The organism is Pseudoxanthomonas beigongshangi (assembly GCF_016820515.1).
In the GTDB taxonomy this organism is placed as follows: domain Bacteria; phylum Pseudomonadota; class Gammaproteobacteria; order Xanthomonadales; family Xanthomonadaceae; genus Pseudoxanthomonas_A; species Pseudoxanthomonas_A beigongshangi.
Window position 1 is genome coordinate 111,836 of the sequence record NZ_JADHDV010000006.1, and the last position, 24,971, is coordinate 136,806.

Genomic DNA, 24,971 nt, shown 5'->3' on the forward strand with positions numbered 1-24,971 from the left:
GGATGACCGAACCCTGCAACATCGCCGCCTCACTGCCGCGGCTGGCGCGCGAGCAGCCCGACCGCGTCGCGATGCGCTGCCCGGGCCGCGATGGCCGCTATGCCACCGAACTCACCTATGCCCAACTGGATGCCCGCAGCGATGCCCTCGCCGCCGGCCTGGGCCGCCACGGCATCGGCCGCGGCACCCGCACCGTGGTCATGGTCCGGCCCACGCCGGAGTTCTTCCTGCTGATGTTCGCCCTGTTCAAGGCCGGCGCGGTGCCGGTGCTGGTGGATCCGGGCATCGACAAGCGCGCGCTGAAGCAATGCCTGGACGAGGCGGCGCCGGAAGCCTTCATCGGCATCCCGCTCGCCCAGCTCGCGCGCCTGCTGCTGGGCTGGGCGCGAAGCGCGCGCCGGATCGTCACCGTCGGCACGCGCTGGGGCTGGGGCGGCACCACCCTGGCCCGGCTGGAACGCGCGGGGCGGGGCGCCGGTCCGCAATTGGCGGCGACCGCGCCCGACGACGTGGCCGGCATCCTGTTCACCAGCGGCTCGACCGGCGTGCCCAAGGGCGTGGTGTACCGCCATCGCCATTTCGTCGCCCAGATCGAACTGCTGCGCGAGGCCTTCGCGATGCAGCCCGGCGGCGTGGACCTGCCGACCTTCCCGCCGTTCGCGCTGTTCGATCCGGCGCTGGGCCTGACCTCGATCATCCCGGACATGGATCCGACCCGGCCGGCCAATGCCGATCCGGAAAAACTGCACGCGGCGATCGCGCGGTTCGGCGTGACCCAGCTGTTCGGTTCGCCGGCGTTGATGAAGGTGCTCGCCGACCATGGCCAGCCCTTGCCGACGGTGCGCCGGGTGACCTCCGCGGGCGCGCCGGTGCCGCCGGACACGGTGGCGCGCATGCGCGCGTTGCTGCCGGACGACGCGCAGTTCTGGACACCCTACGGCGCGACCGAATGCCTGCCGGTGGCGGTCATCGAAGGGCGCGAGCTGGAAGCCACGCGCGAGGCCACCGAGGCCGGCGCCGGCACCTGCGTGGGCCGGCCGGTGCCGCCCAACCAGGTGCGCATCATCGGCATCGACGATGGCGTCGTCGCCGACTGGGACGCGGCGCGGGTGTTGCCCACAGGCGAAGTGGGCGAGATCACCGTCGCCGGTCCGACCGCCACCGACACCTACTTCAACCGCGACGCCGCCACCCGGAATGCCAAGATCCGCGAGCGCCTGGGCGATGGCGGCGAACGCATCGTCCATCGCATGGGCGATGTCGGCTATTTCGACGGCGAGGGCCGGCTGTGGTTCTGCGGCCGCAAGACCCAGCGGGTGGAAACCGCCCAGGGACCGCGCTACACCGAACAGGCCGAACCGATTTTCAACACCCACCCGGACGTGCGCCGCACCGCGCTGGTCGGCGTGGGCGAACCGGGACGCCAGCGACCGGTGCTGTGTTTCGAACTGCTGCCGGAAGTCGCGGCGATGCGCCGCGACGCCGTGGCCGCCGATCTGCGCACGCTCGCGCAGCGCCATCCGCACACGGCGGGCATCGAGACCTTCCTCTGCCATCCGGGCTTCCCGGTGGACATCCGCCACAACGCCAAGATCGGCCGCGAGAAACTGGCGGTCTGGGCGACCCAGCAGCTGGAGCAGCGCGCATGAAGATCCTGGTCACCGGCGGCGGTGGATTCCTCGGCCAGGCCCTGTGCCGGGGGCTGGTCGAACGCGGCCACCACGTCATCAGCTTCAACCGAGGCCACTATCCCGCACTGGCCACGCTGGGGGTGGGCCAGGTGCAGGGCGACCTGGCCGATGCGCACGCGGTGATGCACGCGGCGGCCGGCGTCGACGCGATCTTCCACAACGCTGCCAAGGCCGGTGCCTGGGGCGCCTACCGGCTCTATCACCAGGCCAACGTGGTCGGCACCGAGAACGTGCTGGCCGCCTGCCGCCAGCATGGCATCGGCCGGCTGGTCTACACCTCCACACCCAGCGTGACCCATCGCGCCACCCATCCGGTCGAAGGCGGCACCGCCGACAGCGTGCCGTATGGCGAAGGCTTCAAGGCACCCTACGCCACCACCAAGCTGATCGCCGAGAAGGCGGTGCTGGCGGCGAACGGTCCGGCGCTGGCGACGGTGGCGCTGCGCCCGCGGCTGATCTGGGGGCCGGGCGATCAGCAGATCCTGCCGCGGTTGGTGGAACGCGCGAAATCCGGGCGCCTGCGCATCGTCGGCGACGGCAGCAACCGGGTGGACACCACCTACATCGACAACGCCGCGCAGGCGCATTTCGATGCCTTCGAACACCTGGCGCCGGGTGCACGCTGCGCCGGCAAGGCCTACTTCATTTCCAATGGCGAACCCAAGCCGATGGGTGAACTGCTCAACACCCTGCTCGCCGCGGCGGGCGCGCCGGGCGTGGACAGGCACCTGTCGTTCAAGGCCGCCTACCGCATCGGCGCGGTCTGCGAAGCGCTGTGGACGGTGCTGCCGCTGAAGGGCGAACCACCGATGACCCGTTTCCTGGCCGAGCAGCTCAGCACCACCCACTGGTACGACATGACGCCCGCGCGCGAGGACTTCGGCTATGTGCCGGGGGTGTCCTTTAACGAAGGCATCACCCGGCTGAAGTCATCACTCCGCGACAACGCCGCCATCACTTCTCCGTGACTCCGCGGACTCCAGCATGGACGTGCGCCGAATGGAGCGCGCCCGTGTTTCAGGAGATCCCATGCTGCGCTATGCCGTCATCTTCTTCGTTATCGCCCTGATCGCGGCGGTGCTGGGTTTCAGCGGTATCGCCGGCGCCGCCAGCAATATCGCCTGGATCCTGTTCGTCGTCTTCCTGATCCTGGCCATCATCTCCCTGTTCCGCGGCCGCAGCGTGTAGCACGCCGGTCCCGCGCGCGGCCCGGCGCGGGCGTATGGGTAGAATGGCGGCATGTCCGCCTCGCCCTTCGACCTGCTCAAGCCCTTCGCCGGCCGCGCGCTGGAAGCCGCGCTCAATCGCGCGCTGGCCCTGGATCCCGATACGCGCGCCGGCCTGGCGCCACTGGAGGGCCGGCGCGTGGCGCTGGCGCTGGAGTCCGCGGTGGCGATGGAAATCCGGGTCGGCGGCGGCGAACTGCAGGTCGGCCCGGTCCATGAGGTCCACGAACCCGACCTGGCCGTGCGCGCCACCCTCGGTGGCGTCCTGTCGCAGCTGCCGTTCCTGCGCCGCGACAACGCCGCACCGGTGGGGCGCATGCGCATTTCCGGCGATGCCGATCTGGCGCGCCGCCTGCAGACGCTGGCCGAGCGTTTCGACCCGGACTGGCAGCAACCTTTCACGGCCGTATTCGGCGACATCCTGGGCGTGCAGATCGCCAACGCCCTTCGCACCGGACTGCGCCAGGCGCGCACCGCCGCGCGCGGATTCGCCGAGAACACCGCCGAGTACCTCACCGAGGAATCGCGCGATGTCGTCGCGCGCGCGGAACTGAATGCCTTCCACGATGATGTCGACGCGCTGCGCGACGACGTCGAACGGCTGGCCGCGCGTGTGCAGCGGCTGGCGGCCCGGCGCGGAGGCGCCGCATGAGGCCGGTGCTGCGCGCCAGCAAGATTGGACGGGTGCTGCTGCGCTACCGACTCGATGATCTGCTCGACGACACGCCCGCCGAGCGCTGGCTGAAACTGGCGCGCCCGTTCGTGCCGCGCGCCTCCGCCGAGATCGCCGCGCAGCCGCGCGGCGCGCGCCTGCGGCTGGCGCTGCAGGAACTGGGACCGATCTTCGTCAAGTTCGGCCAGATCCTGTCCACCCGCCGCGACCTGGTGCCGCCGGACGTGGCCGAGGAACTGTCGCTGCTGCAGGATCGGGTCAAGCCCTTCGACGGGGACGCCGCGCGCGCCATCGTCGAACAGGTGCTGGGCCGGCCGATCGGCGAGGCCTTCGCCCACTTCGATACCTCGCCGCTGGCGTCGGCCTCGATTGCCCAAGTGCATGCGGCGACCCTGCCGGATGGCCGCGAAGTCGTGGTCAAGGTGCTGCGTCCGGACATCGAGAGGCAGATCGCCGCCGACATCTCCCTGCTCAAGTCGGTCGCCGCGCTGGTCGAGCGCGCCCACCCGAGCGCCGACAAGATCCGCCCGCGCGAGATCGTCGCGGAAATCGAATCCACCCTGGCCGCCGAACTGGATCTGCAGCGCGAGGGCGCCAACGCCAGCGTGATGCGGCGTTTCTGGAAGGATTCCGACGATCTGTACGTACCGGAAATCATCTGGACGCACACCAGCGAGCGCGTGCTGACCATGGAGCGCGTGCACGGCATCCCGTCCGACGACGTGGCCGCGCTCGACGCGGCCGGCGTGGATCGACGCGCGCTGGCGGCCAAGGGCGTGCGGGTGTTCTACACCCAGGTGTTCCGCGACAACTTCTTCCACGCCGATGCGCATGCCGGCAACATCTGGGTCGACAGCGATCCGGCGCGCCGCGCCAATCCGCGCTTCATCGCCCTGGATTTCGGCATCACCGGGCAGCTCTCGCCGGAGGACCAGTACTACCTGGCCGAGAACTTCATGGCCATCTTCAACAAGGATTACCGGCGCATCGCCGAGCTGCATGTCGAGGCCGGCTGGATGCCGGCGACCGTGCGCATCGACGAACTGGAAGCGGCCGCGCGCGCGGTGTGCGAGCCCTACTTCACCCGGCCGCTGTCGGAAATCTCGCTGGCCGAGGTGCTGCTCAAGCTGTTCCGCACCGCGCAGAAATACGAGCTGACCCTGCAACCGCAGTTGATCCTGTTGCAGAAGACCCTGCTCAACATCGAGGGCGTCGGCCGCCAGCTGGATCCGCGCCTGGATATCTGGGCGGTGGCGCGGCCGGTGCTGGAGAAGATCCTGCTGGAGCGCTACAGCCCGCAGCGCGCGGTGCAGGAATTCCGCAAACGTCTGCCGGAAATCATGACCCACGCGCCGGACATGCCGCGGCTGGTGCACGCCTGGCTGACCCAGCAGGTCGAGGGCAGACACGAGCTGTCGATGCGCTCGCGCGATCTGGCCGATCTGGCGACAACGCTGCGCGGCATGCAGCGCCGGATCGTCGCCGCGATCCTGGGCGTGGGCCTGCTGCTGGTGGCGGCGGTGCTGTACGGACTGGAAGCCGGCGGCCCGCGCATCTTCTCGGTGCCGGCCTCGGCCTGGATCGCCGGCATCGGCGGCCTGTGGGCGCTGCTGGCGGCCTGGCCGCGCCGGTGACCGGAAACCGCCCTGTAGGAGCGACGTAAGTCGCGACCGGATGCCCGCCGCGCTTTCGCGACTCACGTCGCTCCTACAACTGCTCCATGACGATCTTGGCAATCAGCGAGTGATGACCCGATGCGGAAACCGGTATTCCTGAAAGTATTGCTGGCGATGACGGTCCTGGCGCTCAGCGCCTGCACGCACGTACCGAAACCGGAACACAATCCGCTCGCGCGCTGGGCGTCCTCGCCGAACCATGAAGCGCGCAGACCGATCCTGATCGTCATCCACGCCACCGAGCAGAACTCGGTGGCCGAGAGCCTGGAGACCCTGCGGACGGAGAATTCCGGCGGGCCGGTGAGCGCGCACTACCTGATCGGCCGCGACGGCGAGCGCTACCAGTTGGTCGCCGATGAACTGCGCGCCTGGCACGCGGGTGGCGGACGCTGGGGCACGATCACCGACGTCAACAACGTGTCCATCGGCATCGAGCTGGACAACGACGGGCGATCCGAGTTTCCCGCCGGGCAGATCGACAGCCTGATCGTGCTGCTGGAGGATCTGTGCGAGCGGCTGTACATCCCGCGCACGCAGATCGTCGCGCATGCCGATTTCGCGCCCACCCGCAAGCAGGATCCGGGCACGCGCTTCCCGTGGAAGCGGCTGGCCGAAGCCGGCTTCGGCATCTGGCCGGCCGCCGACGCGCCACCGGCGCCGGCGGGATTCGATCCCTGGAACGCGCTGCGCCTGATCGGCTATCCGCTGACCGATCGCGCCGCCACCGTGCGCGCCTTCCATCGGCGCTTCCGCGGCACCGAGACCGACGTGCTGGACGATGAGGATCTGCGCATCCTGGCGTCGCTGGTGCGACAGTCCACGGGCGAGTAAGCGGGTCGCCGCCCGCGCGGAAGATCCGCGCTAGCGGCCGGACAGGCCATAGGCGGCCGGCGAGCCGGACGTGAACGTCAATCCCGGCTGCGCGACCAGCGTCTCACCGTCCAGCCGGAACACATGCACGCGGCGATCGATCATGCTCTGCGCGAACACCGTGCGTGCATCATCAAGGAATCCGACGCCCTGCGCCCAGCCGCCGAATCCGGTTTCCGCCACGCGTCGCAGCCGTCCCGACTCGATGGCCAGCACCACCAGCCGGCTGTCCGACGAATACAGCGGATGCGAGCGCGGGAGCGTGCTCATGTTCTGCAGGGCCGCGGCCGCATGGCGGCCATCGGGCGCGCAGGCCACGCCTTCCGGTGACATGCCGACGGAGGCGGTGTCGATGACCCGCGGCAACGCGCCGCGCGTGTCGATCAAGCTGATCGTGTCGACATCGCCGGTCACCTTGCCGTAATTCGCGACCACCGCCAGTCCGGTGTCGCCACAGAACGACAGCGCGGTGGGGCCGACGCCGGCGCTCATTTCGTGGCGGGCGGGGAGGACCGGTCGGCCCTGATCCGCCGCGAGCCAGGCGATCCGCTGGCTGCCTGGCAGGCTCACCAGCGCATGCGCGCCATCGGCGCTGAACGCCGTCGCGATTGGCGCGCTGCCCGCTTCGAAGCGCACCACCTCGACGACTTCCCAGATGCCGGCGCGTTTCTCCAGCACGCTGACGCTGTCGGCGCCGGTATGCGGCACCCAGGCATGGCGGCCATCCGGATGCAGGCTCACCGACGAAGGGGCCGCCACCAGGGTCAGCGTCTGCGACACACGCATCGGTGTCGAGGCCAGATCGATCACCGCCATCGCGGGATTGGCGGTGAAGGCGCCGGCGCGTTCGGGATCGGCGCGGGTGAAGGCGGTGACCAGCGCCTCGCGTCCGTCCGCACTGATCGCGATGCTGGAGGGCGGTCCCTGGAAACTGATCGGCACCTCGACTTCGCCGAGCAGGCGCAGTTGTCCGTTGGTGGTGTCGTAGAACGCCGCGCGATCCGGTGCGGGTGTCCCGAGTATTTCCACCTCGCCGTTGTTCATCCGCGCCTTGCCGTCCAGGGCGATGCCGAGCACCTGGGCATGCGCGGGCGCGACTGCGAACAGGCAGGCCAGGAGGCACCCTCCGGCAGATGCGACACGACCAGGCATGGAGGCGCTCCGGAAGAGGGGAGGCCGGAATCCTAAGCGCATTCGCGCCAGCCGCGTGTTCAGCCGGCCGACTTCATGAACGCCGGCATGCCGGCGCCGACCGGAAGCGGGTGACTTAAAGCTCTTTTAATGCCGCCGGCGCAGGATGCGCCGCGACGCAGTGCAGCCCCCACCCGGAGGAATCCCGTGAACCTGTTCCCCGCTCTCGTGCCACGCGGTCGTGTATCGCCACCCACCTTTCCCGCCACGGCCGGTTACACCGTCGCCCGGGTTTCCCGTCGCGATATCGAGGTGCTGATGGCGTTGTGCGACCTGCAGCGCGACCGCGGCCGGAGTCCGGCGGCGGACGATCGGGAGACGTCCGCGGGCCTGCTCGAACTGATGGAAGCGCTGTTCGATCCACCGCTGCGCGCCTGGGCCTGGATCGCGCGCGACGGCGAGGCCGCGGTCGGTTATGCCGCCGCCACCGTCGGTTTCTCGCTGCTGGAGCGCGGCTACTACCTGCGACTGGAATCGCTGTACGTGGATCCGGCGCATCATGGCCGCGACGTGGAAGCACGCCTGCTGGCCTCGGCGAGCGCGACGGCGGTGCAACTGGGATGCTTCGCCGTGCAGTGGCAACAGGACGCTGGCCTGCCGCCGCTGCAGCTCAGCGGCGCCAGCATCGGCGACGGCCGCTGCGGCATGCTCCGCCTGTCCACTCCGACCGCATCATGAGCCGCGGGCGCCGCCGTTCCTCCCCCCGGCGGCGCCCCGGCCGGCGCGTCGCCGCCTTCTTCCTGTTCCTGATCGCCGGAATGCTCTACATGTCCCTGTCCGCCTGCAGCACCGTCCCCTATCCGCAGTCACCGCAGTACCGCGAGCGCGCGTTCCACAATCCGGTCGAACCACGCCAGCCGGCCACGCGGGAAATCCCCGGTCTGTGGTGGCGCTTCATGTTCGGAAAATCCGATCGCACCGTGCCGCCCGCCGCATTGCCGGTCCGGAAAATCACCCGTGCGGAACTGGACGCGGCCGCGGATGGCACGCTCTATCGCATCGGCCATTCGACCATCCTGCTGAAGCTCGAAGGCGGCTACTGGATCACCGATCCGGTGTTCTCCGAGCGTGCCTCGCCCGTGCAATGGGCGGGACCCAGGCGCTTTCACGCGCCGGCGATCGCACTGTCCGAGCTTCCGCCGCTCGCCGGGGTCATCCTGTCGCACGATCACTATGATCACCTGGACAAGGCGACGATCCGGGCACTGGCCGCGCGTGCCGAGCGCTTCATCACACCGCTGGGCGTGGGTGATCTGCTGGCGCGCTGGGGCGTGCCCAAGGATCGGATCACGCAACTGGACTGGTGGCAGTCGGTGCGGGTGGGTGGCCTGCACTTGACTGCCACCCCCGCGCAGCATTTCTCCGGACGCGCGCCGTTCCAGCGCAATCCCACCCTGTGGGCCTCCTGGGTCATCGAGACGCCGCGCCAACGGATCTTCTTCAGTGGTGACACCGGCTACTTCGCCGGCTTCCGCGAAATCGGCGAGCGGCTGGGACCGTTCGATCTGACCCTGCTCGAATGCGGCGCCTACGATCCGCTGTGGGAAGGCGTGCATATGCTGCCGGAGCAGAGCGTGCAGGCGCACCTGGATCTGCGCGGCCGCTGGATGATGCCGATCCACAACGGCACCTTCGATCTGGCCTTCCATGACTGGAATGCGCCGATGGAATCGGTCAGCGCGATCGCCGCCGAGCGTGGCGTGGCCTTGAGCACGCCGATGATCGGGCAGGCGGTCGCGGTAGACGCGCCGCAGGCGTTCACGCCATGGTGGCGCCTGCCGCGTTGAGCGGAGGCGTCAGCGTCCCGGATCCGGGAACCGCACCCGGATCGACAGGCCACGTCCGTCGAGCCCGTCGTCCAGGGTGACCTCCGCGCCATAGGCCTGGGCGATGCGCCGGACCAGTGACAGGCCGATGCCGCTGCCGCGCTCGCCATTGCCGTTGCTGCCACGGAAGAACCGGTCGAAGATCTGCGCGCGCTCTTCCCGCGGCACGCCCGGGCCGTTGTCGGTGACGGTCAATTCCACGCACGTGCCGTCCAGGCCGCGACCACAGGCCACCACCACCCGGCCGCCTTCGCCGCTGTAGCGGATGGCGTTGTCGATCAGGTTGCGCACCAGCACGCCCAGGTCGTCGAGATCACCGGACACCGGCGCGACGGCGGTGTTCAGCACGATGGTCTGCTGCCGGCGCGAGGCCATGATCTCGAACTCGCGCACCACCATCGTCACCACGTCGGCGAGTTCGACCGTCGCGTGGTCATGGCGACGCTGCGAGGCATCGATGCGGGCCGAGTCGAGCAACTGCTGCGCCAGCCGCGACGTGCGTTCGATGCCGTGGGCGAGCTGGCCCAGTGCCTGCCGGGCGTCGGCCTCGCTGCCGGCGCGCAGCGCGACCTGGGTCTGGGTCTGCAACGCCGCCAGCGGCGTGCGCAGTTCATGCGCGGCGTCGGCCAGGAATTGGCGCTCGCCGTGCATCGCGTCGGCCAGCCGGGACAGCAGGCCATTGAAGGATTGCACCAGCGGCTGGATCTCGCGCGGAATGCCGGCCGTGGGCAGCGGGGCCAGGTCCAGCGCATCGCGCTGCGACATCAGATTGCGCAGGCGATTCACCGGCCGCAGGCTCCAGCCGATCGCCGCCCAGATCGCCAGCGCCAGCCCCACCATCAGCGCCACCGCCGACAGCAGGGTGATCTTCACCCACCAGGCAACCTCGGCCCGCAATTGCTTGCGCGACATGCCGACCTGCACCTGCACGCGTCCGCTGGCGTCGGTGACCGCGTAGACGCGCCAGTTGTCGCCCGCGGTGCGGGTGTTGGCCAGTCCGGTCCGGAAACTGGGCTGCAGCGGGGTCTTCGGCGCGCCATTGGACGACACGATGCTCTCGCGGCGCTGCAGGCTCCAGACCTGGAAACGGATCTTGTCGAACTTGTAATTGGGCTGGGCGGGCAAATCCGCCGGCAGTTGCAGGCGCGAACGACCACCGACGGTGTCCACGTCGCTCGGCATCGACATCAGGATCTGCTGGCCGATTTCGCGCAGCGATTGATCCCAATGCCCGTTCTGCTGCCGCGAGACCTGCACGTACTGGCAACCCAGCCAGATCAGCCAGCCGATCAGGCTGACACCCATCAACGTGGCCAGCAGCTTGCCCTTGAGCGAATGGTGGCGCCTCATCCTCATTCCACCTCGCCGACGCGGTAGCCGAATCCATGCACCGTGGTGATGAAGTCGTCGCCGAGCTTGCGTCGCAACTGGTGGATGTAGACGGCGATGGTGTTGCTCTCGATGGTGCCGTCGCCGCCGTAGACCAGCGATTCCAGCGCGTCGCGCGCCACCACCCGGCCCTGGCGTTCCATGAGTGCCATCAGCGTGCGGTACTCGTGCACGCCCAGCTTCACCGCCTGGCCGCCGCGGGTGACCGCGCGGGCGGCAGGATCCAGGACCACGTCGCGGTAGGACAGCACCGGCGCCACCCGGCCCTGGCTGCGCCGCACCACCGCGCGCAGGCGCGCGCACAGCTCGTCGGTCTGGAACGGCTTGACGATGTAGTCGTCGGCACCGGCGTCCAGGCCGCGCACGCGATCGCTGAGCTGGTCGCGGGCGGTGACGATGAGTACCGGGGTGGTGTCGTAGCGCTGGCGCAGCGCGTTCAGGACATCCAGGCCGGATCCACGCGGCAGGCCCAGATCCAGCAGGACCGCGGCGAAGGCGTGGTCGATCAGCGCGGTCTTGGCGGCGCCGGCGTCCTCGGCGCGGGCGACGTCCCAGCCATCCTGGCGCAGTGCGGTGGCCACGGCGTCGCCGAGCATGCGGTCGTCTTCCACCAGCAGGATCGGGGTCACGGGAATGAGGCCAAGCTTCAAAAGGGAGACGATGTTACCGCCGGGCCGTTAAAGCCGTTTTAAGGGACTTCGGCCATCCACTAGCCGCCCGAACAGACCTGGTTGCCGTTCGAGTCTGTTGAACAACTCCGGGAGCGGGTGCTGTCTTTCCAGGTCCGGATGCGTTCGACGCGTGCGGCTTCGTCTCGCTGCCTTTGCTGCTGCGTGTATTCCGCCTGATCCCTGAAACGCTGCGATTCGGATCGGTGCTTGCTCTCCGCGACAGGGCGTTCCTTGTCCTGCGTGGATGCGCATGCTGCCAGCAGGCCAAGCATGGAAATGACAACGATGCGACGAATGCTGATGTACATCACCTCTCCTTGTCCGTAAGACCGCTGGTGGGAAAGATGTCGCCGAGGACACCTGGATGCCGACATAGTCATACCATCTGGCGGCAGGAAAGATGAATGGAATTCGAATAGGGGACTATGGTGTCTCCCCCGTCTTACGCACCGGCTTGGTCATGGCGGGTGCCGCACTGGCCTTGGCGAAATCGCCGGCCAGGTACACGCTCAACGTTTCCGGCTTGAGGTGCTTGCGGATGGCGGCATTGACCTGTTCCAAGGTCAGTGCGGCGTAGGCGGCATCCAGGTCGGCGGTGAACTGCATGGTGCGGCCGAAGTACGCCTGATCGGACAGCATGCCGGCGACGGCGCCGTCTTCGGCGCGGCCCTGGCGCCGCTCGGTCAGCGTGCCGGACACGGCATCGCGCAGCTCCTCCCCGGTGATGCCGTCGCGGACCAGCCGCGCCAGCTCCTCGCGGATGGCGGCTTCCACCTTGGCCATGTTTTCAGGCGCGGCGATGGCCTGGATATTGAAGCTGCCATTGTCGTCGGTGCCTTCGCGGCTGTCGTCGGCGCGAACCGCGCTGGAGACGCCGTAGCTCAGGCCTTCCTTCTGGCGGATGCGATCCCCGAGTCGCGATTTGAGCGCGCCACCGCCGAAGATGCGGTTGGCGATCAGCATCGCCGGATAGTCGGGGTCGGTGACCTTGAGCGACAGGTTGCTGCGTGCCAGCAATACCGCGTTGGGTTTGTCCGGCGTGGACAGGCGCTGGTGGGTCGCGGCGACCGGCGTGTAACGGGTGTTGATCGGCGCATACGGATGCGGCGAGTTCCAGCCCGCGAACAGGGATTCCAGCTGCGCGCGCACCGCCACCGGATCGAAGTCGCCGACCACGGCGATTTCGCCCTCGGCGGTGCCGTAGAAGTCACGATGGAACGCCGCCAGATCCTCGCGCTTGAGCGCCTTCACCGCGGCGATGGCCTCATCGAGGGTTTCGATGTGCAACGGATGGCCCTTCGGCCAGGGGTCGAAATGATGCGCCAACGCCTGGCCCGCGACCGCGCCGGGCTCCTTGCGGGAGGCTTCCATGCCGGTGAGCGCCTGCAGGCGCAACTGTTCGAACTCGCTCTCGGGGAAGGCCGGGTGGCGCAGGATGTCCGCCGCCAGCGCCAGCGCGTCGGCCAGTTGGGTGCGCCGGCTCAGCAGCGAAATCCCGGCGCCCTGCAGGCCGCCGCTGACGCTGGCCTGGGTCTTCAGCGCCTCGAACCGTTGATCGATCTGTTCCCGGCTCAGCGTGGTGCTGCCACGCATCAGCATGGCGCCGGCCAGGCCGGAGGCATCCTGCCGGCCGGTCAGCGAAGCGACGTCGCCGAAGCGGAAGTTGGCATCCACCACCACCGTCTCGCCGCGGGTCTTGCGCGGCAGCAGGGCCACCCGCAGGCCATTGCCGAGGGTGAAACGCTGGGTGCGCGCCTCCAGGTTCTGCGGCGTGGGATCGAACTGTTCGCCGGCCGAGACGGCGGGGCGCCCGACATAGCCGTCCACCAGCTTGGCGATTTCCGGGCGCGGGGTGATGGTGACGCGCTCCGGCGGATCGGTGGGGATGAAGCGGCCGAGGGTGCGGTTGCTGGTCTTCAGGTATTCGGCGGCCACCCGGTTGACGTCGGCGGCGGTGACCTTGGCGATCGCGTCGCGGGTGATGAACAGCAGGCGCCAGTCCCCGGCCGCCAGGAACTCCGACAGGCCCATGCCGACCGCGTTGACGTCGGTGAAATAGAGTTCGTAGGCATTGGCGATGCGCTGCTTGGCTTCCTCGACTTCCGCCTCGGTCACCGGCGTGCGCGCCACGCCTTCGACCTGGGCCAGCAGTTCCTGCTCGGCCTTGGCCGCGTCGCCATCCTTCGGCAGCACCGCCAACGCGGTGAACAAACCGGGATCGCGCAGTGATTCGCTGCCGGCGCCGCTGCCGGCGGCGAGGCGCGGCTGCACCAGCGTCTTGTGCAGGCGGCCGCCCGGCGTGTGTCCCAGCACATTGCCCAGCACGCTCAACGCGGGGCTGTCCGGATGGCCGGCGGCGGGAATGTGGTAGGCCGCGGCGACGATGCGCACGTCGCCGGCCCGGCGCACATCGACCTGGCGTTCGCCGTCCTGCGCGGGCTCGGCGGTATGGAAGGCGGGCAGCGCGCGGGCGGGTTTCTTCAGCGGACCGAAATGGGCCGCGACCCGCGCCAGCGTCGCCGCCGGGTCGATGCGGCCGGCGATGATCAGGGTGGCGTTGTCCGGCTGGTACCAGGTGCGATAGAAGCCCTGCAGGCGTTCGATCGGCACGCCTTCGACGTCCGAACGCGCGCCGATCGTGCTGTTGCCGTAGTTGTGCCACAGAAACGCGGTCGAGCGGATGCGCTGGAACAGCACGCCGCCGGGATTGTTCTCGCCCGCTTCCAGTTCGTTGCGGACCACGGTCATCTCGCTGTCCAGATCCTTGCGCGCGACATTGGAGTGGACCATGCGATCGGCTTCCAGTCCCAGCACCCAGTCGAGGGTGGCGTCGTCGGCGGGGAAGGACGCAAAGTAATTGGTGCGATCCAGCCCGGTGGTCGCATTGAACTGGATGCCGCGCTTCTTCATCTCGCCGCTGATGTCGGCGTGGGTGGGCGTGCCCTTGAACAGCAGGTGCTCCAGCAGGTGCGCCATGCCGGTCTCGCCATAGTTCTCGTGTACCGAACCGACGCCGTAGACCAGGTTCACCGTCACCGTGGGCTTGCTCGCATCCGGGAACAGCAGCACCCGCAGGCCATTGCCCAACCGGTACTCGCTGATGCCTTCGACGCTGGGACCGGCGATCACGCCGCGGGGCAGCGCGGTATCCGCGAAGGAGGCCGGCGCCATGCCGAGGCTTAGCGTCAATGCCAGGCCCAATGCGAGAATAAGGCGGCGTGGTTGCATGCAGGACTCCCTGTAAACGGCAACCCGCAGTGTCGCAGATTTGCGGGAGCCGGACGTTACATGAGCGATAGTGAGAGCGGTCACGACATTGGCGGCGTGCTGTACCAGGACGCGGACCTGGCCATCATCGACAAGCCGGCGGGACTGATGGTCCATGACAGCAAGCTGGCGCGCGGCGAGACCGAGTTCCTGGCCGACCGCCTGCGCGAGCGTTTCGGCAGGCCGATCTTCCTGATCCACCGGCTTGACCGCGCGACCAGCGGTTGCCTGTTGATCGCCTTTGATCGCGATGTCGCCTCGGCGCTGGGCCGGACATTCATGTCGCGCGAAGTGGAAAAGGACTACCTGGCCATCTGCCGAGGGTGGCCGGAACCGCAGATCGACCTCGACTATGCGCTCGATGGCGGACCCGGCAAGCCGGAGAAGCGAGCTGCGTCGACCCGGTTTACCCGGCTGGCGACCGGCGAATTGCCCCTGCCGTCCGCGGGTTTCTCAAGTTCACGCTACGCGTTGCTGCGCTGCCGGCCGGAAACCGGGCGCTTCCGCCAGATCCGTCGGCATCTCAAGCACCTGTCCCACCACCTGATAGGCGACAGCAGCCACGGCGACGGCCGCCACAACCGCAATTTCCGCATGCATGGCGTGCATCGCATGTTGCTGCATGCGGTGCGGCTGTCGTTCCTGCATCCGCTCAGTGGCGCGCGAATCGAAGCCATCGCGCCGCTGGACGCCGAATTCCGCCGCGCCTTCGCGCTGTTCGACTGGGACGAATCGCTGCGCTGACCGATCCCTTCAGCCGAGCAAGCTCGGCTCTACCCGGGTGTAGAGCCGAGCTCGCTCCGCAGCTGTTCGGTCAGGCGATCTTCAATGCCGCCATCACGATCAGCGCCAGTGCGCTGGCGAATCCGACCGCCCACACCAGGCTGCGCAGCGCGGCCTGGTTGGCGATGTAAAGCACGCCGTGCAGCACGCGCGTTATCGTGAAGACGATCGCCAGCAGGTTGATGGTGGCGGGATCGACACCGGCCAGTTGCGCCATCAGCACGCCGGCGACGAAGGCCGGGAAGGATTCGAAACCATTGAGGTGCGCGGCGTGGGCGCGATGCGAGCGCGGATTGTCCTGCCTGGCCTGCCACTCGCGCGGCGCGCGGTTGTTGTAGCGCTCGCCCGAACGCTTGGCGATGGTGACCCACAGATAGGGCAGCAGGGCGGTGATCAGGATGCACCAGTAAGCGATGGACATGGATTCCTCCTTGGATTGCCGCATAGCCTAGCCGAAGCCCCGCGCGATGGAGCGCTTCGATGTACTTCCCGGCTTCGGCGGCGGAACGGGCCGCGGTGGGAAGCGGGTTCCGATCGGAAGTACTCGCCGATCGGCCTCCCGGAAACAGCAACGGCGCCCTGGGGCGCCGTTGCCGTCAATGCCGCGGAGGCTTACTTCGCCGCCGGTTGCATCATCTTGTCGCGGGCCGCCTTGAACGGATTGCCCGGATACCAGTTCGGCCACTTGTCGCCGCCGGCGATGTCCTTGCCGACGCCGTACAGCGCTTCCAGATCCTGCACCGTGCCATCCAGCTTCCAGGTTTCCGGATAGTACTGATCGCTCGGCGAGTGGTAGTGCCTGGCGTAGTCCTCGGCCGCCTTCTTGCCGGCCTCGGTGCCGCCCTCGACCAGATCCTCGCCGCCATCGGCATACAACGCCGGCACGCCGGCCTTGGCGAAGTTGAAATGATCCGAGCGGAAGTAGAAGCCGCTCTGAACCGAGGTCTCGCCGTGCAGGGTGCGGCCCTGCGCGGTGGCGATCGGCTTGAGCACGTCTTCCAGCTCCGAGCTGCCGAAGCCGACCACGGTGATGTCCTTTGCCTTGCCGGCCACCGACATCGCATCGATGTTGATCACCGCCGCGATCTTGGCGAGCGGGAAGGTCGGATGGGCGACGTAGTACTTGGAGCCGAGCAGGCCGGACTCCTCCAGGGTCACCGCCAGGAACACCAGCGAACGCTTCGGCTTGGGTTCCTGATGGGCGAAGGCGTCGGCGATTTCCAGGATGCCCGCCACGCCGGTGGCGTTGTCGATCGCACCGTTGTAGATGTTGTCGCCGGTCTCGCCTTCATGCTTGCCCAGGTGATCCCAGTGCGCCATGTACAGCACCGCCTCGTCCTTGCGATCGGTGCCCGGCAGCACGCCGACCACGTTGCGCGAGTTCTTTTCGCTGATGGTGCTCTTCAGATCGATGGAGGCCTTGGTCTTCAGCGTGACCGGCTTGAAGCCGCGCTGGTTGGCGGCCTTGTACGAGGTGTCCAGATCCAGGCCGGCGTCGGCGAACAACTGGCGGGCGGCGTCGGCGGCCAGCCAGCCCTGCACCGGGATGCGGCGCTCGGGATCGTCCTTGGCCGGCAGGTCGTACTGCGCGCCGGACCAGGAATTCTTCACCACGTCCCAGCCGTAGCTGGCGCCGGGCGTGTCATGGACGATGAACGCGGCGGCGGCGCCCTTGCGCGCGGCCTCCTCGAACTTGTATGTCCAGCGCCCGTAATAGGTCATGCGCTTGCCTTCGAACAGCTTCTCGTCGCCGGTGTGGAAGCCGGGATCGTTGACGAACATGACGACCGTCTTGCCCTTCCAGTCCTGGCCGGCATAGTCGTTCCACTGCTGTTCCGGCGCGTCCACGCCGTAGCCGACGAACACCATCTCGCTGGCGTCGACCTTCACTTCCTTCTCGCCGGTGCGGGTGCCGGCAACGAAATCCACGCCGAACTTCAGCTCGCGCGTCTTGCCGTTGCTTTCCAGCTTCAGCACGGTGCCTTCGTCGGCGGTGGTCTCCACCATCGGCACGTCCTGGAAGAAGCTGCCGTTGTTGCCCGGCTGCAGGCCGATGCGCTTCATCTGCGCTTCCAGGTAGGCGACGGTCTTCTCCTCGCCGGTGGAACCGGGACCGCGGCCTTCGAATTCGTCGGAAGACAGCGTCTTCACCAGTTGGGCGAAGTCGGCCTCGTTGATGGCCGGGGCGAAGGCGTGATCCGCGGGTGCCGGCGCGGCGGGCGCAGTGGCGGCCGGTGCTTCGGCGTCAGGTTTCTTGCACGCGGCGAGCAGGGTGGTGGCGGCCAGCACGGCCGCCGCCAGAGGGAGCTTGCGGGACATCGGGATTCCTCAAATCCAGGAATCCCGAGTGTATGCGATCGTCCCGCGCGATGTGCCCGGCGCTCAGTCGGCCGGCGCGGTCGGCGTATCGAACGGGCGTGCGGTGGCGCCGGTGACCGGGCCGATCTTGGCCGTACGGTGGACGTAGAGGACCACTTCGCGTTCGAACACCAGCGGGCCGTCGACGGTTGCGTTCGGGCCGATCACGATGCGGGGCGGACGCTTGCGCTCGATGTTGAAGTTGCCCTTGGGCTTTTCGACCTTCAGCCCGCCGCGCACGTGCGAATCCACGCCCACGGTGACGTCGCCGTTGACCGTCTCGATGCTGCCGCCGACTTCGGTGCCGACCAGGCCGATGCCGCCGTTGACCGTGGAAACGCCCTCGCGCACGCGGCTGCCGCGATCCAGGAAGATCGGACCGTTGACGGTTTCCACGTCGCCGTCCACCTGGACCTTGCTGCCGGCGCGGATGCCGCCGTTGACCGTTCCCATGCCGCCGGTGCGGGCGCCATCGCCGATCTTGAGCGAACCGTTGACGGCTTCGACCGAGCCCGTCGTGGCATTGTCCTCGACGACGATGGAGCCGTTCACGGTGCTGAGGTCGCCGTGGCTCTGGCCGGCCTGGGCGGTGATGGAGCCGTTGACCTTGGAGATGTCGTTGCCGGCGAAGGCGGGTGTGGCCGCCAGTGCCAGGGTCAGCAGCAGGGCAGGGGAAGTACGGGTCATGGTGAAGTCCTGTTCGTCGAAAGTACGGGTTGGATGCCGGGGCCGCCCAAAGGGTTTAACCGGGCCTGGCGACGGGACCTCCCGCCGCGTTCAGGGTAACGCCGCCATCGCAGCACGCTTCGCTACAATCTTCACCTGCCTGAAGTCACCGGAACCCCCACCGTGTCCCCAACGCCGTCCGCCTCCCCGCGTCCCAAGCCCGTCGTCCTGCTGATCCTCGATGGCTGGGGCCACCGTGAAGATCCCACCGACAACGCGCTGGCACAGGCGGAACTGCCGAACTGGCGCCGCCTGCTGGCGACCGCGCCGCATACCCTCATCCACACCGAGGGCCGCCATGTCGGCCTGCCCGACGGCCAGATGGGCAATTCCGAGGTGGGCCACATGAACCTGGGCGCCGGCCGCATCGTCTACCAGGACCTGACCCGCATCGACGCCGCCATCGAGGACGGCAGCTTCTTCGACACCGCGGAGCTGGCGGCGGCCTGCGATGCCGCCAAGGCCGGCGGGCATGTCCTGCACGTGTTCGGCCTGCTTTCGCCGGGCGGGGTGCACAGCCACGAGAACCACATCTTCGCCATGCTGGAACTGGCCCATCGCCGCGGTGTGCCGAAGGTGGCCGTGCATGCCTTCCTGGACGGCCGCGACACCCCGCCGCAATCGGCCGAACCCAGCCTGCGCGCGCTGCAGGATGTCTGCGCACGCCTGGGCAATGCCAGCCTGGCCACGGTCAGCGGCCGCTACTACGCCATGGATCGCGACAAGCGCTGGGATCGCCTGCGCAAGGCGTGGGATGCCATCGTCGAGGCGCAGAGCGAATACCGTGCCGCCGACGGGGTGGCCGCGTTGCAGGCGGCCTACGCGCGCGGCGAGAACGACGAGTTCGTGCTGCCCACGGTGATCGACGGCGCGCAGCCGATGGTCGATGGCGACGCGGTGGTGTTCATGAACTTCCGCGCCGATCGCGCGCGCCAGTTGACGGCTGCGTTCGTCTCGCCGGATTTCGACGGGTTCCAGGCCCGCCGCCCACGGCTGTCGCGCTTCGTCTGCCTGACCGAGTACGACGCGAAACTGCCGGCGCCGGTGGCGTTCCCGCCGGATGACCTGCGGCACACGCTGGGCGAACTGCTGGCCGAGCAGGGCCTGACCCAGCTGCGCATCGCCGAGACCGAGAAGTACGCCCACGTGACGTTCTTCTTCAGCGGCGGGCGCGAGGATCCCTTCGCCGGCGAGGAGCGCATCCTGGTGCCCAGCCCCAAGGTCGCGACCTACGATCTGCAGCCGGAAATGAGCTGCCCCGAGCTGACCGCCAAGCTGGTCGACGCGATCGGTTCCGGCCGCTTCGACGTGATCATCTGCAATATCGCCAATCCGGACATGGTCGGTCACAGCGGCGATCTGCAGGCCGCCATCCTCGCCGCGCAGGCGGTGGACCAGGCCATTGGTGCGGTGGACACCGCGGTGCGCGCCGCGCACGGCGCGCTGATCATCACCGCCGATCACGGCAACCTGGAGATGATGCGGGATCCGGAAACCGGACAGCCGCACACCGCGCATACGGTTGGGCCGGTGCCGCTGGTCTACGTCGGCGAGCGCGCGGCGAGGCTGCGCGCGGGTGGCGCGTTGCGCGACGTCGCCCCGACCCTGCTGGATCTGCTGGGCCTGCCGCAACCGGCCGAGATGTCCGGCCAGTCGCTGATCGCCGCCGCGCAATGACGCGTCGCCTGCTCCGCACCGGCCTCGGCCTGCTGATCGCGCTGGGCGTGATCAGCGGAGGCGTGTCGGCGCAGAGCCAGCGCGACGCGCAGAAGAAATTGGAAAAGGCGCGCGGCGAACTGAAATCGATCGCCCAGGAGCGACGCAAGCTGGAGGGCGAACGCGGCGATGCCTCGCGCAAGCTGCGCGAGGCCGACGAGCAGGTTGGCCGCAGCAGCCGCACGCTGTCCGAAACCGAATCCTCGCTGCGGCGCGAGGAGGCCGCATTGGCCGAACTGCAGCAACGCCGCGAGGACATGCTGAAGCGGCTGGGTGGACAGCGGGAACAATTGGCCGCGCTGGTGCGCTCGGCCTACATGACCGGCGGCGACGCGCCGTTGAAGGTGCTGCTGTCGCAGGACAGCGCCGCCGACGCCAGCCGTACCCTGGCCTATCACCGCTACCTGCAGCGGGATCGCGCCGCCCGCATCGACGGTCTGACCACCGAGCTGCGGGCGCTGGCGCAGGTCGAACAGGACATCACCAGCCGGCGCGCGCAACTGGATACCGATCGCCAGCGCCTGCGCGGACAGATGGACCAGTTGCAGAAGGATCGGCAGAGCCGGGCCCGCCTGGTGGCCGATCTCGATCAGCGCTACCAGGACCGTGCCGACCGCGAAAAGGCGCTCGGCCAGGATGTGCGGTCGCTGGAGCGCCTGCTCGCCAACCTGCGGGCGGCGGCGGCGCGTGCCGAAGCCGAGCGCCGTGCGGCCGCGCGCAAGGCGGCCGAGGAGCGCGCGCGGGCGCAGGCCCGCCAGGGCGCCACGCGAGGCGCGCAAACCCCTTCGCGCCCACGGCCGGAAGCGGCCAACGCGCCCGCATTGAAGGTTGGCGGGCTGGGCTGGCCGCTGTCCGGAAACCTGTTGGCCCGCTATGGCGGGCGGATGCCGGACGGTCGTACCAGTTCAGGCGTGCTCATCGGTGCGCCGGCCGGCAGCACGGTGACCGCGGTGGCCGACGGCACGGTGGTGTTCTCCGAATGGATGACCGGCTACGGACTGATCCTGATCATCGACCACGGCAACGGCTACATGAGCCTGTACGCGCACAACGAGAGCCTGTTGCGTGACACCGGCGTCCAGGTCAAGCGTGGTGATCCGGTGGCCAAGGTCGGCACGTCCGGCGGCCAGGGCACGCCGGCGCTGTACTTCGAACTGCGCCGCAACGGCCAGCCGGTGGACCCGGGCAGTTGGCTGCAGCGGCGCTGAACCGGAACGCCATTCACCGCCGGTTCGCGCATAATCGGGCGAACTCCGTGGACCGCGCGGGGTCCATGGTTCCGCCGCTTTCCCACGGAGTTTCGATGCGTTCTTTCCTGCCCCTGGCCCTGTTGCTCGCCCTCGCCGGCGCGCCCGCGTTCGCGCAAGAGACCGCCAAGGAACCGGAGGTGGGCGCCAGCGACGATCCCTCCGCCGCCGAGACCGCGCCCTCGAAGGTGCCGCTGGAGGAAATCCGCCGGTACGTGGCCGTGTTCAATGCGGTCAAGGAGGCCTATGTCGAGCCGGTCGAGGATCGCAAGCTGATGCAGTCCGCCATCCGTGGCCTGCTGCTGGATCTGGATCCGCACAGCATCTATTTCGACAAGGAAGACGCGCAGGCCTACGACGAGCAGACCTCCGGCGCCTATGAAGGCATCGGCGTGGACCTGCTGCAGCAGCCGGACAATACCCTGCTGGTGGTCTCGCCGATCGACGACACGCCGGCGGCCAAGGCCGGGATCAAGGCCGGAGACGTGATCGTGGCCATCGACGGCAAGCCGATCGAGAAGACCGATGGCATGGAACCGCTGCGCGGCAAGCCCGGCAGCAAGGTCACCCTCACGCTCGTGCGTGAAGGCACCGCCAAGCCATTCGACGTCAGCCTGGTGCGCGACGTCATCCGCATCGCCAGCGTGCGCAGCCGGATGCTGGAACCGGGTTACGGCTACGTGCGGATCAGTGCGTTCCAGACCGAGACCGCGGCGGACTTCCAGAAGCACGTGGCCGACCTGAAGGCGAAGGGCAAGCTGCGCGGGCTGGTGCTGGATCTGCGCAGCAATCCGGGCGGCCTGCTGCTGGCGGCGGTCCAGATCGCCGACGATCTGCTGGACAAGGGCAACATCGTTTCCACCCGCGGGCGCATCGTGGTCAGCGATTCGCGCTTCGACGCCACGCCCGGCGATCTGCTCGAAGGCGTGCCGGTGGTGGTGCTGGTGGATGCCGGTTCGGCCAGCGCTTCGGAAGTGCTGGCGGGCGCGTTGCGCGACAACCAGCGCGCGCGCGTGGTCGGCAGCCGTACCTTCGGCAAGGGCTCGGTGCAGACCGTGCTGCCGCTGGACAACGGCGATTCGGTGAAGCTCACCACCGCCCGCTACTACACGCCCAGCGGCAAGTCGATCCAGGCGCGCGGCATCGTCCCGGACGTGGAACTGCATCCGGAAACGAAAGACGGCGAGCCCGGGATCATCGACTACAGCGAGGCCACCCTGCCCGGTCACCTGCGTGGCGATGACGAGGGCCAGGAAGGCTATACCGCGGGCGAAGTGCTGGACGGCGAGAAACCGATCGCCGCCGCCCTGGCCGAGTTGAAGAAGCAGCTCGCGTCCGCGCCGGCCACGTCGGCGAAGGCACCACCGGCGCGCCGCTGAGCCGGCGGCGGCGTCAGGCGGAGCGTTCCGCCACCAGGCCGTACATCAATGGCAGGCTGGGCATCGTCGCCGGCGGATACATCCGCCGGCCCTGCGCTTCGCGCATGCCGTCGAATCCACGCCAGCCGTTGGCGTAGGGATACTCCTGCAACCGGCGCAGCCGCAGCCCCGCGCGCAACAACGCATCCACGACTTCGCCCAGGCTCCACTGGAATTCGTAGCTCGGATGCGGATTGCGGAAATCCCGTACGCCGGGCTGGTTGCCGGAAGGCGCCAGCGCCTCGCCGGACAGTGCCACGTAGTCGCTGACGCCATCCTCCCAGACCAGCGGTTCGCCATGGGCGAAGTAGGGGTACTTCGGCTGCCATTGCGGATCGAAAATCATCGCCACCGGATGGAACTCGACGCAGACGAAGCGTCCGCCAGGTTCCAGCACTTCCGCCAATCCACCTGCCCATGCATCCAGATCCGACAGCCAGCACAACGCGCCGTAGGAACTGAAGGCGATGTCGAACCGCCGTCCATCCGCCCGTGCCCGTTCGAACCAATCGTATACATCGGCGCGCTCGAACCCGGCGCGGATGCCCGCGTCGCCCGACAATTGGCGGGCGAACTCGATCGCGGCATCGCTGATGTCCACGCCCGTGACCTGCGCACCGAGTCCGGCCAGGCTCAGGCTGTCCTGGCCGGCGTTGCACTGCAGGTGGATGAGCCTCCTGCCGGCGATGTCACCCAGCAGCGCGATCTCTTCCGGAAACAGCGTGCTGCCGCCGGCGCGGAAGAACGACACCTGATCGCGCTTGTGGCTGTTGTGCGCCACGGTGGCGGCGTTCCAGGAATGGCGATTGCCTTCGTGCAGATCCTTGCGCATGGCCGATCGGGGAGCGGGAAGGGAGTGGCGATTCTAGGCCATCCATCCCCGCGAACCGCACGGTCAGGGCAGCGAGGGATCCCCGGCCATCGGCGGACTGGCGGCGCGGCGGTCGCGCATGATCCGATTGAACAACGGTGTCGCCATCAGGGTGGTGAGGATCGCCATGATCACCAGGATCGAGAACAGGCCCGGTTCGATGACGCCGGCCTGCAGGCCGATGTTGATGATGATCAGTTCCATCAGGCCGCGGGCGTTCATCAGGGCGCCGATCGCCATCGCGTCACGCGGCGGCTCGCCCGACAATCGCGCCGCCGCCCAGCAGGCGATCGCCTTGCCGCCGAACGAGGCCAGCAGGATCGCGATGGCCGGCAGCAGCATCGCCGGATCCATGAACACCGACAGTTGGGTCTTCAGGCCGGAATAGGTGAAGAACAGCGGCAGCAGGACCACCACCACCATCGGCTGCAGCAGTTCGCGCAGGCGTTCGGTGAGCACGCCGCGCGGCAGGCAGGCACCGAGGATGAAGCCGCCGAACACCGCGTGGATGCCGATGGCGTCCATCGCCCATGCGCACAGGAAGAACAGGGCCATCACCCAGGCCAACACCGAGGACGGCAGCGGTCCCTGCTCCGGCACGCGCGCGGCCAGCGGTGCCAGCAGGCGCCGGCCCGCCAGCAACATGAAGCTCAGGTAGGCGATGCCGCCGCCGATCGCCAGCCATGCCTGCGCCCAACTGCCGCCGAAACTGGCCAGCACGATCGCCAGGATGCACCAGGCCGCGGCGTCGTCCATCGCGCCCGCGGTGAGCGCCAGGGTACCCAGCGGCGTTCCGGTCAGTCCGCGCTCGTGGATGATGCGCGCCAGCATCGGGAACGCGGTGATCGCGATCGCCGCGCCGAGGAACAACGCGACTTCCAGGAAGCGGGTCTTGTCCGAGAACAGCCCCGGCACGTGCTGCAGCCAGGGCGCCAGCGCGAACGCGAGCAGGAACGGCACGGCGATGCCGGCCCAGGACACCGCCATCGCGCTGCGGTAGCGCGCGCGGAAATGATCGGCGCGGAACTCGGTGCCGACCAGGAACATGTACATGCCCACGCCGACCTGTCCGCCGACATACAGCATGTCCAGGGTCGGCTTGGGGAACAGCGCCAGCTGGGTCTCGGGCATCAGCGCGCCGAACAGCGAGGGGCCCAGGGTGACGCCGGCGATCATCTCGCCGACCACCTGCGGTTGTCCGAAACGTTGCGCGAGGCGGCCGACCAGGCGGCAGACCAGGATGATGATGCCCGCCTGCAGGAAGAAGTAGACGGACAACTGCGGCGTGGACATCAAGACAACCCCGGGACTCGACGCGCCATCATAGGCGGTCGGCGGGGACGGCGGAGCGTACTGGCGGTTACCCGCCGGC

General features: G+C 68.5%; 22 protein-coding genes. 12 read left to right on the plus strand and 10 right to left on the minus strand.

Going from position 1 to position 24,971, the window contains the following annotated elements; all coding sequences use genetic code 11:
• Positions 1-2 precede the first annotated feature (2 nt).
• The 6 genes from oleC (at position 3) to IQ458_RS06460 (ending at position 6,097) form a co-directional block, all read left to right on the plus strand.
• A complete protein-coding gene (oleC, locus tag IQ458_RS06435) occupies positions 3-1,649 on the plus strand; it encodes an olefin beta-lactone synthetase (RefSeq protein WP_203322258.1) in 1,647 nt (548 codons plus the stop codon).
• Positions 1,646-2,659 (plus strand): 2-alkyl-3-oxoalkanoate reductase, encoded by a 1,014-nt coding sequence (gene oleD, locus IQ458_RS06440; protein ID WP_203322259.1) that lies wholly within the window; start codon positions 1,646-1,648, stop codon positions 2,657-2,659. Before oleC ends, oleD begins: the two co-directional genes overlap by 4 nt.
• Before the next feature lie 61 nt (positions 2,660-2,720).
• On the plus strand, positions 2,721-2,879 hold the full coding sequence (locus tag IQ458_RS06445) for a DUF1328 domain-containing protein (RefSeq protein WP_141454537.1): 159 nt from the start codon (positions 2,721-2,723) through the stop codon (positions 2,877-2,879).
• Positions 2,880-2,930: 51 nt separating this feature from the next.
• Entirely contained in the window at positions 2,931-3,569 is a 639-nt protein-coding gene (locus IQ458_RS06450) for a ubiquinone biosynthesis accessory factor UbiJ (RefSeq protein WP_203322260.1), read from the plus strand.
• Positions 3,566-5,224 carry a ubiquinone biosynthesis regulatory protein kinase UbiB gene (gene ubiB, locus IQ458_RS06455; protein WP_183640331.1) on the plus strand — a complete coding sequence of 553 codons (1,659 nt, stop codon included), beginning with the start codon at positions 3,566-3,568 and terminating at the stop codon, positions 5,222-5,224. Before IQ458_RS06450 ends, ubiB begins: the two co-directional genes overlap by 4 nt.
• 120 nt (positions 5,225-5,344) lie before the next feature.
• On the plus strand, positions 5,345-6,097 hold the full coding sequence (locus IQ458_RS06460) for an N-acetylmuramoyl-L-alanine amidase (RefSeq protein WP_203322261.1): 753 nt from the start codon (positions 5,345-5,347) through the stop codon (positions 6,095-6,097).
• Between the two features lie 30 nt (positions 6,098-6,127).
• Here the strand turns inward: IQ458_RS06460 and IQ458_RS06465 are convergent, their stop codons facing one another.
• Entirely contained in the window at positions 6,128-7,288 is a 1,161-nt protein-coding gene (locus tag IQ458_RS06465; RefSeq protein WP_203322262.1) for a lactonase family protein, read from the minus strand.
• 186 nt (positions 7,289-7,474) lie between these two features.
• Between IQ458_RS06465 and IQ458_RS06470 the strand changes: the two genes are divergently transcribed.
• Together IQ458_RS06470 and IQ458_RS06475 are read left to right on the plus strand one after the other, a co-directional pair.
• On the plus strand, positions 7,475-8,005 hold the full coding sequence (locus tag IQ458_RS06470; protein ID WP_203322263.1) for a GNAT family N-acetyltransferase: 531 nt from the start codon (positions 7,475-7,477) through the stop codon (positions 8,003-8,005).
• An 89-nt stretch (positions 8,006-8,094) separates the two neighbouring features.
• Entirely contained in the window at positions 8,095-9,114 is a 1,020-nt protein-coding gene (locus IQ458_RS06475; RefSeq protein WP_203322264.1) for an MBL fold metallo-hydrolase, read from the plus strand.
• 9 nt (positions 9,115-9,123) lie between these two features.
• On the opposite strand, the gene IQ458_RS06480 is transcribed toward IQ458_RS06475, so the two are convergent.
• From IQ458_RS06480 to IQ458_RS06495, 4 genes are all read right to left on the minus strand, one after another.
• The gene (locus IQ458_RS06480; RefSeq protein WP_203322265.1) at positions 9,124-10,503 is read right to left on the minus strand and encodes an ATP-binding protein; all 1,380 of its coding nucleotides are present in this window, start codon (positions 10,501-10,503) and stop codon (positions 9,124-9,126) included.
• Positions 10,504-10,505: 2 nt separating this feature from the next.
• Positions 10,506-11,171 carry a response regulator transcription factor gene (locus IQ458_RS06485; RefSeq protein ID WP_328805096.1) on the minus strand — a complete coding sequence of 222 codons (666 nt, stop codon included), beginning with the start codon at positions 11,169-11,171 and terminating at the stop codon, positions 10,506-10,508.
• Between the two features lie 80 nt (positions 11,172-11,251).
• On the minus strand, positions 11,252-11,521 hold the full coding sequence (locus tag IQ458_RS06490; protein ID WP_203322266.1) for a hypothetical protein: 270 nt from the start codon (positions 11,519-11,521) through the stop codon (positions 11,252-11,254).
• Between the two features lie 115 nt (positions 11,522-11,636).
• Positions 11,637-14,441, minus strand: a complete 2,805-nt coding sequence (locus IQ458_RS06495; protein WP_203322267.1) for a M16 family metallopeptidase — start codon at positions 14,439-14,441, stop codon at positions 11,637-11,639.
• A 60-nt stretch (positions 14,442-14,501) separates the two neighbouring features.
• Here IQ458_RS06495 and IQ458_RS06500 point away from each other — a divergent pair, with 60 nt between their 5' ends.
• A complete protein-coding gene (locus IQ458_RS06500) occupies positions 14,502-15,224 on the plus strand; it encodes a pseudouridine synthase (RefSeq protein ID WP_203322268.1) in 723 nt (240 codons plus the stop codon).
• Between the two features lie 70 nt (positions 15,225-15,294).
• Here IQ458_RS06500 and IQ458_RS06505 read toward each other — a convergent pair whose 3' ends face one another.
• The 3 genes from IQ458_RS06505 to IQ458_RS06515 form a co-directional block, all read right to left on the minus strand.
• Positions 15,295-15,684: an MAPEG family protein gene (locus IQ458_RS06505; protein WP_203322269.1), complete on the minus strand. Its 390-nt coding sequence runs from the start codon at positions 15,682-15,684 to the stop codon at positions 15,295-15,297.
• 191 nt (positions 15,685-15,875) lie between these two features.
• The gene (locus IQ458_RS06510) at positions 15,876-17,582 is read right to left on the minus strand and encodes a M28 family metallopeptidase (RefSeq protein WP_203322270.1); all 1,707 of its coding nucleotides are present in this window, start codon (positions 17,580-17,582) and stop codon (positions 15,876-15,878) included.
• Positions 17,583-17,645: 63 nt separating this feature from the next.
• On the minus strand, positions 17,646-18,308 hold the full coding sequence (locus IQ458_RS06515; protein ID WP_192198136.1) for a DUF4097 family beta strand repeat-containing protein: 663 nt from the start codon (positions 18,306-18,308) through the stop codon (positions 17,646-17,648).
• Between the two features lie 162 nt (positions 18,309-18,470).
• Here IQ458_RS06515 and gpmI point away from each other — a divergent pair, with 162 nt between their 5' ends.
• From gpmI to IQ458_RS06530, 3 genes are all read left to right on the plus strand, one after another.
• Entirely contained in the window at positions 18,471-20,024 is a 1,554-nt protein-coding gene (gene gpmI, locus IQ458_RS06520) for a 2,3-bisphosphoglycerate-independent phosphoglycerate mutase (RefSeq protein WP_203322271.1), read from the plus strand.
• Positions 20,021-21,271, plus strand: a complete 1,251-nt coding sequence (locus IQ458_RS06525; protein WP_203322272.1) for a murein hydrolase activator EnvC family protein — start codon at positions 20,021-20,023, stop codon at positions 21,269-21,271. Before gpmI ends, IQ458_RS06525 begins: the two co-directional genes overlap by 4 nt.
• Positions 21,272-21,366: 95 nt before the next feature.
• Positions 21,367-22,689 carry a S41 family peptidase gene (locus IQ458_RS06530; protein ID WP_183640369.1) on the plus strand — a complete coding sequence of 441 codons (1,323 nt, stop codon included), beginning with the start codon at positions 21,367-21,369 and terminating at the stop codon, positions 22,687-22,689.
• Between the two features lie 13 nt (positions 22,690-22,702).
• Here the strand turns inward: IQ458_RS06530 and IQ458_RS06535 are convergent, their stop codons facing one another.
• A complete protein-coding gene (locus IQ458_RS06535) occupies positions 22,703-23,560 on the minus strand; it encodes a class I SAM-dependent methyltransferase (RefSeq protein ID WP_203322273.1) in 858 nt (285 codons plus the stop codon).
• A gap of 63 nt (positions 23,561-23,623) precedes the next feature.
• Complete coding sequence (locus IQ458_RS06540) at positions 23,624-24,892, minus strand: cation:proton antiporter (RefSeq protein ID WP_203322274.1); 1,269 nt, start codon at positions 24,890-24,892, stop codon at positions 23,624-23,626.
• Between the last annotated feature and the right edge of the window lie 79 nt (positions 24,893-24,971).

Excerpts from the sequence above, each read along its gene's own strand:
- IQ458_RS06495 (WP_203322267.1), bottom strand. The coding sequence starts at position 14,441 with ATGCAACCACGCCGCCTTATTCTCGCATTGGGCCTGGCATTGACGCTA.
- IQ458_RS06500 (WP_203322268.1), top strand. The coding sequence starts at position 14,502 with ATGAGCGATAGTGAGAGCGGTCACGACATTGGCGGCGTGCTGTACCAG.
- IQ458_RS06540 (WP_203322274.1), bottom strand. The coding sequence starts at position 24,892 with ATGTCCACGCCGCAGTTGTCCGTCTACTTCTTCCTGCAGGCGGGCATC.
- IQ458_RS06480 (WP_203322265.1), bottom strand. The coding sequence starts at position 10,503 with ATGAGGCGCCACCATTCGCTCAAGGGCAAGCTGCTGGCCACGTTGATG.
- IQ458_RS06515 (WP_192198136.1), bottom strand. The coding sequence starts at position 18,308 with ATGACCCGTACTTCCCCTGCCCTGCTGCTGACCCTGGCACTGGCGGCC.
- oleC (WP_203322258.1), top strand. The coding sequence starts at position 3 with ATGACCGAACCCTGCAACATCGCCGCCTCACTGCCGCGGCTGGCGCGC.
- IQ458_RS06505 (WP_203322269.1), bottom strand. The coding sequence starts at position 15,684 with ATGTCCATCGCTTACTGGTGCATCCTGATCACCGCCCTGCTGCCCTAT.
- ubiB (WP_183640331.1), top strand. The coding sequence starts at position 3,566 with ATGAGGCCGGTGCTGCGCGCCAGCAAGATTGGACGGGTGCTGCTGCGC.
- IQ458_RS06465 (WP_203322262.1), bottom strand. The coding sequence starts at position 7,288 with ATGCCTGGTCGTGTCGCATCTGCCGGAGGGTGCCTCCTGGCCTGCCTG.
- oleD (WP_203322259.1), top strand. The coding sequence starts at position 1,646 with ATGAAGATCCTGGTCACCGGCGGCGGTGGATTCCTCGGCCAGGCCCTG.
- IQ458_RS06490 (WP_203322266.1), bottom strand. The coding sequence starts at position 11,521 with ATGTACATCAGCATTCGTCGCATCGTTGTCATTTCCATGCTTGGCCTG.
- IQ458_RS06475 (WP_203322264.1), top strand. The coding sequence starts at position 8,095 with ATGTCCCTGTCCGCCTGCAGCACCGTCCCCTATCCGCAGTCACCGCAG.
- IQ458_RS06460 (WP_203322261.1), top strand. The coding sequence starts at position 5,345 with ATGCGGAAACCGGTATTCCTGAAAGTATTGCTGGCGATGACGGTCCTG.
- IQ458_RS06525 (WP_203322272.1), top strand. The coding sequence starts at position 20,021 with ATGACGCGTCGCCTGCTCCGCACCGGCCTCGGCCTGCTGATCGCGCTG.
- IQ458_RS06450 (WP_203322260.1), top strand. The coding sequence starts at position 2,931 with ATGTCCGCCTCGCCCTTCGACCTGCTCAAGCCCTTCGCCGGCCGCGCG.
- IQ458_RS06510 (WP_203322270.1), bottom strand. The coding sequence starts at position 17,582 with ATGTCCCGCAAGCTCCCTCTGGCGGCGGCCGTGCTGGCCGCCACCACC.
- IQ458_RS06445 (WP_141454537.1), top strand. The coding sequence starts at position 2,721 with ATGCTGCGCTATGCCGTCATCTTCTTCGTTATCGCCCTGATCGCGGCG.
- IQ458_RS06535 (WP_203322273.1), bottom strand. The coding sequence starts at position 23,560 with ATGCGCAAGGATCTGCACGAAGGCAATCGCCATTCCTGGAACGCCGCC.
- IQ458_RS06530 (WP_183640369.1), top strand. The coding sequence starts at position 21,367 with ATGCGTTCTTTCCTGCCCCTGGCCCTGTTGCTCGCCCTCGCCGGCGCG.